At 35.9% G+C, this 8109-nt stretch carries 9 protein-coding genes; all 9 read left to right on the top strand.

Annotated elements, in window-relative coordinates; all coding sequences use genetic code 11:
• A partial coding sequence (locus tag GCWU000282_RS17510) for an IS3 family transposase (RefSeq protein ID WP_023354200.1) occupies positions 1–160 on the top strand: 160 nt, incomplete at its 5' end.
• Between the two features lie 236 nt (positions 161–396).
• Positions 397–1254, top strand: a complete 858-nt coding sequence (locus tag GCWU000282_RS06250) for a LysR family transcriptional regulator (RefSeq protein ID WP_023354199.1) — start codon at positions 397–399, stop codon at positions 1252–1254.
• Between the two features lie 98 nt (positions 1255–1352).
• Positions 1353–1712, top strand: a complete 360-nt coding sequence (locus GCWU000282_RS06245) for a hypothetical protein (RefSeq protein ID WP_156913122.1) — start codon at positions 1353–1355, stop codon at positions 1710–1712.
• Positions 1713–2142: 430 nt separating this feature from the next.
• Positions 2143–3156, top strand: coding sequence for a LacI family DNA-binding transcriptional regulator (locus GCWU000282_RS06240; RefSeq protein WP_023354197.1), 1014 nt, complete (start codon positions 2143–2145; stop codon positions 3154–3156).
• Between the two features lie 103 nt (positions 3157–3259).
• On the top strand, positions 3260–3721 hold the full coding sequence (locus GCWU000282_RS06235) for an RpiB/LacA/LacB family sugar-phosphate isomerase (protein ID WP_051384138.1): 462 nt from the start codon (positions 3260–3262) through the stop codon (positions 3719–3721).
• Between the two features lie 13 nt (positions 3722–3734).
• Complete coding sequence (hxlB, locus tag GCWU000282_RS06230) at positions 3735–4307, top strand: 6-phospho-3-hexuloisomerase (protein WP_023354195.1); 573 nt, start codon at positions 3735–3737, stop codon at positions 4305–4307.
• Between the two features lie 29 nt (positions 4308–4336).
• Positions 4337–5434, top strand: a complete 1098-nt coding sequence (locus tag GCWU000282_RS06225) for an autoinducer 2 ABC transporter substrate-binding protein (RefSeq protein ID WP_051384137.1) — start codon at positions 4337–4339, stop codon at positions 5432–5434.
• Between the two features lie 166 nt (positions 5435–5600).
• Positions 5601–7088, top strand: a complete 1488-nt coding sequence (locus GCWU000282_RS06220) for a sugar ABC transporter ATP-binding protein (RefSeq protein ID WP_035039668.1) — start codon at positions 5601–5603, stop codon at positions 7086–7088.
• Positions 7089–7098: 10 nt separating this feature from the next.
• Positions 7099–8109, top strand: coding sequence for an ABC transporter permease (locus GCWU000282_RS06215; protein ID WP_023354192.1), 1011 nt, complete (start codon positions 7099–7101; stop codon positions 8107–8109).

Genomic DNA, 8109 nt, shown 5'->3' with positions numbered 1-8109 from the left:
GAAACGTGAGCGGTATTATGGCAATCGGTTTACAGTCAGAGATTCTCTTGTGAAAATGATAGAGGATTACATTGAATACTACAACACCAGACGGTTACAACGAAAACTGGGAATTTTAACTCCATTCGAGAAGCACGAACAATATCTGGCGGCAGCATAAAAACTGCCACCAGATTAAAACTATCTGATGGCAGAAAATTTTTATTTTTTTAATTGTCTACTTGACGGGAAGCAGTTCAAAAAAGCATGGGTTGGTTTATTTATAATCATAGGCATTTTCCTTTTCAAATTTGTTTTTTATCTTTTACGATTATCAGTTTACATTGTTTTCTAGTTAATGTACAATATCAATAGCTGATGCTACTATTCATTTTTGAATAGTTATAGGAGGATAAAATGATAGAATTACGTTTACTGAAACAGCTTGCTACTTTTTATGAATATGGTACATTAAGTGCTGCTGCTGAAGTTCTTCTTATATCACAGCCTACACTTACAAGATCTATGAAGCAGCTTGAGGATGAACTTGGTATTAAACTTTTTATACGTGGTAAGAATCATCTTTCTTTAACTGCAACAGGAGTACGTGCCGCTGAATATGCTAATCAGCTTCTTAATTTGGCAGAAGATTTTGAAACTAAAATAAAAGCCTATGACCGAAGCCTGCATACGATTTCAATAGGCTATTGCGCCCCTGTGCCACAGCTTGTGATGATGCCGCTTATTAATAATATTTTCAGTGGTATGACGATTTCTTCCGATATGAAAAGCGATGAGAAGTTTGAAGATAATTTACTTCAGGGTATTTATCAGCTCGCGATAACCCATTATGAGCCTGAGAATGAAAAGTTATTTAGTAAAAAATGCGGAAGTGAAAGCCTTTATATGTCATTTTCACAGGGGAATCCGCTTGCATTCTATCCTCAGTTATACCTAAAGGACTTAGACGGCTTATCCATACTTTTGCTTTCTCAGATAGGGTTTTGGGCAGACATGCATAGAGAAAAAACTCCTAACAGTAAATATCTGCTACAGATAGAAGAATCATCTTTTATTGAAATTGCTGCCCATTCAGAGTATCCTACCTTCACTTCCAGCTATTTTATTAACCGAAATGAAACAATGCCGGGAAGAATCAATGTGAAACTTGCAGATCCGGAATGTTATACAGATTATTATCTTGTGTGCCTTGATAGCGAAAAGAAAAAGTATGAAAAACTGTTTAATATAGTAAATGAAAATACTATAAAATAAAAAGGATTCATAACTGATTGGCTATAAATATAGAATATAATGAAGCCCACTGGAGACAATCTTGGAAGGCATTAACCGAATTGGAGAAGACAAAATTAATGATTTTATATCCGTACCCAAAGATTTTTGCAGACCAAGTTATACACATAAAGAATGATTCTGCATTTTTATGGGTTGGTGACAGAACAAAGGGATTAAAAGGCAAAGACCTTAGAAATCTTGAATATAGCAAAAGTATTAGGTACTTCGAAGACGAGTGTAATATGGATGAGGAAATCGAAGATCGTGATGAGGAATTGATTAAAAGGTATAAGAAAAAATGGCCCCTAAACCATAGATACTATCAGGTGCTTCGTACAAGAGGATTTGTGAAAAAAGATAAACGGAGCCTTATACCTGACCAATGCTGCTGTACTGCTATTTACAGAAAACATACAATAGTTTTACCCAAATTGTAGATTCGTTTTGTTAGATATGATGGGAATGCTGAATAAGTAGTAGTCAATATTAACATTACAAGAGTACCCTATTTTACGCATTATTGATAACGCAAAAGAATTCATTATAACACAGCTTCCCGAATTTGCTTCATTGGATTTGAATACCAGAAGGTTTCATAATGTTCATGAATCTTCGGAGTTTTCTTGGTTAGAGGGGATTGTTTGAAGTAACTTGCCCACACCGGTTCAACCAAAATGTTCATGCTGATGGGACGAAATTTGCAGGGGGTAAACATTTTTAGGTAAAAATTGCTAAAAAAATCGATAAAAATAAGGGCAAAAAGAATGTAAATTGTTCACAATGCCAAAAATATCAAAAATAATTGACAATAATTGTACCAATAGATATAATCATGATTAATGAAAACGGTTACACAGGAGGGTGACGATGATTAAAAGCAATATCACTATATCAGATATTGCAGAGCGGGCCGGTGTTTCTAAGGCCACGGTATCCAGAGTATTGAACACACCGGACATTGTAGAAAAACATACTAGGGAGAAGGTTATTCAAATTATGAAGGAATTACATTATTCTCCTTCTCAGGCAGCGAGAAATCTTTCTATGAAAAGTTCTTCTACAATTGGAGTAATTGTTCCGGAAATAAGTAATACTTTTTTTGGAGAGTTGTTTTCTGGGGTGGAAGATATTACAAATAAGAATAATTTGTCTTTGTTATATTCCAGTAATGATAATGATCAGGAATCAGACTACAAAGCATTGGATATGATGAAAATGCAGAGAGTTAAAGGATTGTTATATATTCCGGCAGTAAATTATGCCGGACTTGGTATTTTGGACAAATTACAACGTAAACTCGATAGGTTGGATTGCCCTGTAGTTTGTATGGATCGGGATATAGGACTTCAATGTGATGTAGTTCATTTTGATGATCAAAGTGCTGTGAGAAAAGCAGTAATGGCTTTGGTGGATGCAGGGCATCGTAAGATAGCCATCATTATTGGAGAAAAGGAGAGTATACTTTCTATACAACGTTTTCAGGGATATTTAGATGGATTGGAACAGGCCAATATAACATTTGATGAAGATTTTGTGTATCAAGGCACCTACACAAGGTTATCAGGCTATCAAGTAACAAAACAAATGATAGCACAGAAAAAACAACCAACAGCTGTGATTACTTGCAATAATCTGTTGAGTAAAGGATATATACAGGCGGTCTGTGAACATACGAATGGAAATATGACATTATACACTCACATTGGTTTAGATGAAATTGATATGATGAATTTTCTAGGGATACCGTATAACTGTATTCAGCGTGATGCATATGAATTGGGGCGTTCTGCTGCAGAGTTGTTGATGAGACGAATTGAACGACCGGATGGGGTATATCAACATATGATATTAAGTTCTCCACTGGTTCATCAGACATTTTAGTTAAATGAGTGATTGTGTTTCTCAGGTAAGTGACACAATCACTTAATCATTACAAACAAATGAAAGCGGTTACATTAAACTTAAAGAAAGGATGGTAGAAACTATGAAATTAGCAATGGGATGTGATCCGGCAGCATATTTGTTTTACCGTAAGCTATTAGAGAGAATGAGAGGTGAGGGATATGACATTGTAGATGTTGGCTGTGAATCAGAAAATGAGGCTGATGGCGGTAAGTATGCTGAGATTGCTGAAATCGTATCTAATAAGGTAATTAAAAAAGAATGTGATTATGGAATACTGCTTTGTGGAACAGGACAGGGAATGGCAATGGCAGCCAACAAGATACCGGGTATACGAGCAGTACTTTGTTATGATGTACTTCCGGCTGTGCTTAGTAAAAATGATAATAATGGGAATGTATTGTGCACTGGAGCATGGTTTATGGAAAAGAAAGGAATTGATTTTACATTGGCAATGATTCACGCATGGTTATTCTCTGACTATACGGGAACTCATGAGGATGGCATGCGTGCTCTTAGTCATCTTGACTGTAAAAGGTACTAGGAGGTGATGTAGTATGGATCGTTTTCAAGAGTTATCTACAATTGTATTAAGTGAGTTAGCAGATGTCTTTGCAAAAATGAGTGAAGAAAATGTAAGGGAATTACTGGATGAGATTAAGAAAGCAAAAAGGATTTTTTTGTTAGGAGCAGGGAGGGAAGGTCTTTCTACAAGAGAGTTTGCAATGAGATTAATGCATTTAGGGAAAGAATCGCATTGGCTGTGGGATGATACTACGCCATCTATGGGAACTGATGATTTATTTATTTGTGTCTGTGGAAGTGCAAATGTATCACATGAGAATATTATTTGCGATAATGCAAAGAAAACAGGAGCAAAATTATTATTAATCACTCCATCAGCAAAAGGTCATATTATAGAAATTGCTGATAAGGTTGTGAGAGTTCCGGCAACGGCATATAAGGCAGTATATAATTCAGAAGATGAATATGTACCAACATTACAGATGATGGGAAATCAGTTTGAACAGGTATTATTAATATTTTTCGATGTGATTGTAATGATGCTTAGTGAAGAAATGGATATTTCTAAGGAAGAAATGGAAGCTCGTCACAGGAATATTGAATGAAAACTAAAAAATCTAAGGAGGGTATGTTTATGAGCAAGAAAATTTTAGCGATGGTATTATTATTTGCAATTTTGTTTAATATGGCAGGGTGCTCTGCAGTAGACACTGGTTCAGGAAATGGCAGTAATATAAATAGCAGTAAAGCAACCGTAAAAGAAGATTTGTTAAATGAGACGAAGTATAAGTCAAATAAAGCTCCTTCGGATTGGACTATCGCAGTTGTTGTTAAGGATGGAACTTCTGACTGGTTTAAGCGCATGCAGGTAGGTGTAGATGAATTTGGTAAGGCAAAAACAGTAAATGTTATTCAGAAAGGACCTGCTAACGCAGATGCAGCATCACAGGTTCAACTAGTTGAAGATATGGTCAATCAAGGTGTAGATGCACTTTGTGTTATTCCTATTGATCCGGGTGCATTGGAATCTGTTTTACAGAAAGCAATGGAAAAAGGAATCGTTGTAGTAAGCCATGAAGCTTCTGACTTGAAAAATACCTTATATGATGTAGAGGCTTTTACAGCAGAAGATTTTGGCAACACGATGATGCAGGAACTTGCAAAGGCAATGGGCGAGTCAGGGCAGTATGCACAGATGGTTGCTTATACGACATCTACCACTCATATGGAGTATTCTAAGGCGGAATATGCATATCAGAAAGAAAACTATAAGAATATGTCTTTAATCAATGATACAGTTCCTTCTGCCGAGTCAGCGGAAAAGGTGAATACTGCTTATGAAAAGGCAAAAGAGTTATTAAAAGCTAATCCGGAACTTAAAGGATTTACAGGTGCGGCCTCTGTTGATATCTTAGGTGAGGCACAAGCAACGGAAGAGTTAGGGTTAACGGATAAAGTATCTATTGTTGGCGTAGGAACACCAAATGCAACAAGAGATTATATAAATAGTGGAACCATTAGTGCTGTATGTTTGTGGGATCCGGCAGCGGCAGGTTATGCAATGTGCAATCTGGCATATATGATTTTGGCAGGTGAAGAGATTAAAGAAGGCATTAATTTAGGACAGAAAGGTTATGAGAGTGTAACAATTCAGAAAGGTTCAAATCGTTGCATATTAGGCAACGCTCCCTTAATTTTAACTAAAGATAATATTAATGATTATGATTTTTAATAAACGATATGTAAAATTTTTCTGAACCCTTACAAAACGAAAAAACCTCAACTATAATCAGAAAATCCAGATAAACAGAATATAGCTGTAAATAATCATTTTCGTATGCATATAAGTTTATCCGGATTCTCTGTAAAATATAATGTTTAGAAAGAGAGTGAGGATTATGTCAGATAATATTCTGTGCGTAAAAAATATAAAGAAGTCATTTGGTGGTGTCCATGCATTAAAAGGTGTTGACTTAACTATAAAAAAGGGTGAGACACATTGTCTTGCAGGTGAAAATGGTTGTGGTAAGTCCACAATTATTAAAGTGATTTCGGGGTTCTATAGACCTGATGAAGGGACAATCGAAATTGATGGGAAAATATATAATAATATGTCAACAGCAGATGCAATTGCTGCCGGAATACAGGTTATATATCAGGATTTTTCTATTTTCCCTAATTTGACGGTAATGGAAAATCTAGCATTTAACCAGATATTATCAGAAAAGAAAAAGCTTGTGAATAAGCAAAAATTCAGAAGAATTGCCGAAGAGGCAGTGAAAAAAATAAATTTTGATGTGGATCTTGACGCAAGAGTTGAAACATTACCAGTGGCAGACAAACAACTAATTGCAATTTCAAGAGCATTGCTCCATAATGCAAAGTTGATCATAATGGACGAACCAACAACAGCACTTACAAAAAAAGAAGTTACACGATTATTTGGTATCATTGAAGAATTGAAAAAGGAAGGGATTACAATTTTATTTGTTTCTCATAAATTAGATGAAGTGTTTGAAATATCAGATAGTATTACAATTCTGCGTAATGGTCAGAATGTGCATAGATGTCTAGTAAGTGAAATGACAGAAGAAAAATTCACATACTATATGACGGGAAGAAGCATTGATACATCCCATATAAAAGAGTCAAAAGATTTGTCAAAGGCAGAAAAAGTGTTAGAGGTGACAGATTTATCTGCCGCAGGATTTGAACATGTGAATTTTTGTCTTTATGCCGGTGAGGTTTTAGGTATTGCAGGACAATTGGGTTCTGGACGTACAGAGTTAAGCCTTGTATTATTTGGAATATCAAAATTAACTTCAGGAAGTATTCGAATCTCCGGTGAAGAAGTAAGGCTAAAAAATGTCACAGATGCACAGAAGCATGGTATAGCCTTAGTGCCGGAGGACCGTTTGACGGAAGGATTATTTCTTCCACAACCAATTTATAAAAATATTGCTGTGACAAGTTTAAAGAAACTTTCCGGATTACTTGGTATAGTAAAGGAATCTTCACTAAAGAACTTGTCTGCCCACTGGGTGGAGGAAATTGGGGTTGTAACAAATGACCATACACTTCCGGTACAAACACTTTCGGGAGGCAATCAGCAAAAAGTTGTGCTGGCAAGATGGTTGGCAACAAATCCCAAAATTCTTATTTTGAATGGTCCGACAGTTGGTGTAGATATAGGTGCAAAATATGATATTCATAAATTGCTAAGAGAACTGGCAAAACAGGGCATGGCAGTGCTGGTTGTGTCGGATGATATTGCAGAGATTACAGCGTTATGTGATAGAGCATTGATTATGAAGTCAGGAAAAATGACGCAGGAATTTAAAGGTGAAAATCTGACAGACGAGAATCTGTATCAGGCTACGATATAGGAGTGAAAATATGAAATCAAAGATGAAAAGCATGGTAAAGCAGACAGAATTTTATGTGTTTTGTATTATTGTGGTATTCGCATTGATTATTCAGGCACGCTCTGGTCAGTTTTTTACCAGTAATAACTTAATGGATTTGGTTCGTTCTATGATAATACCGGGAATCTATGCAATTTGTGCATTGCTCAGTTTTGTAAGTACAGGTGCGGATGTATCGTTCCCGCTTATAGCAGCACTATCTGCGTATGTTGCAGTATATCTTGGAAATGCATACAATTTAGATACTATCACTATTTTCATTATTTCAATTGCAGTAGGCTGCTTGATTGGATGCATCAACGGCTTTTTTATTGTTAAATATAAGTTCAATAGTTTGATTGTAACACTTGGTACATCTTCTGTATGTAGTGGTATATTATTTGGAACATTTGAAGCAGGGAGAATAGAACTTCCGAAAACACTATATAATCTGAGTAAATTGAATCTTGTTACTGTAACCAATGCAGAATCAGGACTAAGTTCATCTCTTCCGTTTGTATTTATTATTATGCTTTTACTTTATATGATTGCTTACCTGGTTTTAAATTATACAATGGCAGGAAGAAGTGTATATGCAGTTGGTGGTGATGAGATCAGTGCAGAACGTGCTGGTATCAATGTTGGGAAGGTAAGATTTCTTGTGTTCGTTGTAAATGGAGGAATTGCCGCAATTGCAGGTCTTTGTTATGCAATGATGGCTTACTTCTATCTGCCAAATGAATATGCAGGAGAAGAAATGCTTGTCATTGCTGCAGTTATACTTGGTGGTACCCGTATGACAGGAGGTATTGGAACCTTACGTGGATGTTTGCTTGGAACACTGCTTCTTACAATGGTTTCAAATAGTTTGATTTTGCTTGGAATTTCAGTTTATTGGGAAAAAGTGTTTATTGGAGCAATTATCATTGTTGGCACAGCGATTTCTGCAATGCAGGCAATTCGAGCATCAAAGACTTCAGTTAAGAAAAAGGAGGTAAAGTAA

Source organism: Catonella morbi ATCC 51271, from assembly GCF_000160035.2.
Taxonomy (GTDB): domain Bacteria; phylum Bacillota; class Clostridia; order Lachnospirales; family Lachnospiraceae; genus Catonella; species Catonella morbi.
The sequence above is the reverse complement of the archived record's forward strand: the minus strand, read 5'-3'. Positions and strand labels throughout refer to the sequence as shown.

Bases quoted from the DNA above. Each gene is read 5' to 3' on its own strand.
- GCWU000282_RS06220 (WP_035039668.1), top strand. From the start codon at position 5,601: ATGTCAGATAATATTCTGTGCGTAAAAAATATAAAGAAGTCATTTGGT.
- hxlB (WP_023354195.1), top strand. From the start codon at position 3,735: ATGGATCGTTTTCAAGAGTTATCTACAATTGTATTAAGTGAGTTAGCA.
- GCWU000282_RS06250 (WP_023354199.1), top strand. From the start codon at position 397: ATGATAGAATTACGTTTACTGAAACAGCTTGCTACTTTTTATGAATAT.
- GCWU000282_RS06215 (WP_023354192.1), top strand. From the start codon at position 7,099: ATGAAATCAAAGATGAAAAGCATGGTAAAGCAGACAGAATTTTATGTG.
- GCWU000282_RS06235 (WP_051384138.1), top strand. From the start codon at position 3,260: ATGAAATTAGCAATGGGATGTGATCCGGCAGCATATTTGTTTTACCGT.
- GCWU000282_RS06240 (WP_023354197.1), top strand. From the start codon at position 2,143: ATGATTAAAAGCAATATCACTATATCAGATATTGCAGAGCGGGCCGGT.
- GCWU000282_RS06225 (WP_051384137.1), top strand. From the start codon at position 4,337: ATGAGCAAGAAAATTTTAGCGATGGTATTATTATTTGCAATTTTGTTT.
- GCWU000282_RS06245 (WP_156913122.1), top strand. From the start codon at position 1,353: ATGATTTTATATCCGTACCCAAAGATTTTTGCAGACCAAGTTATACAC.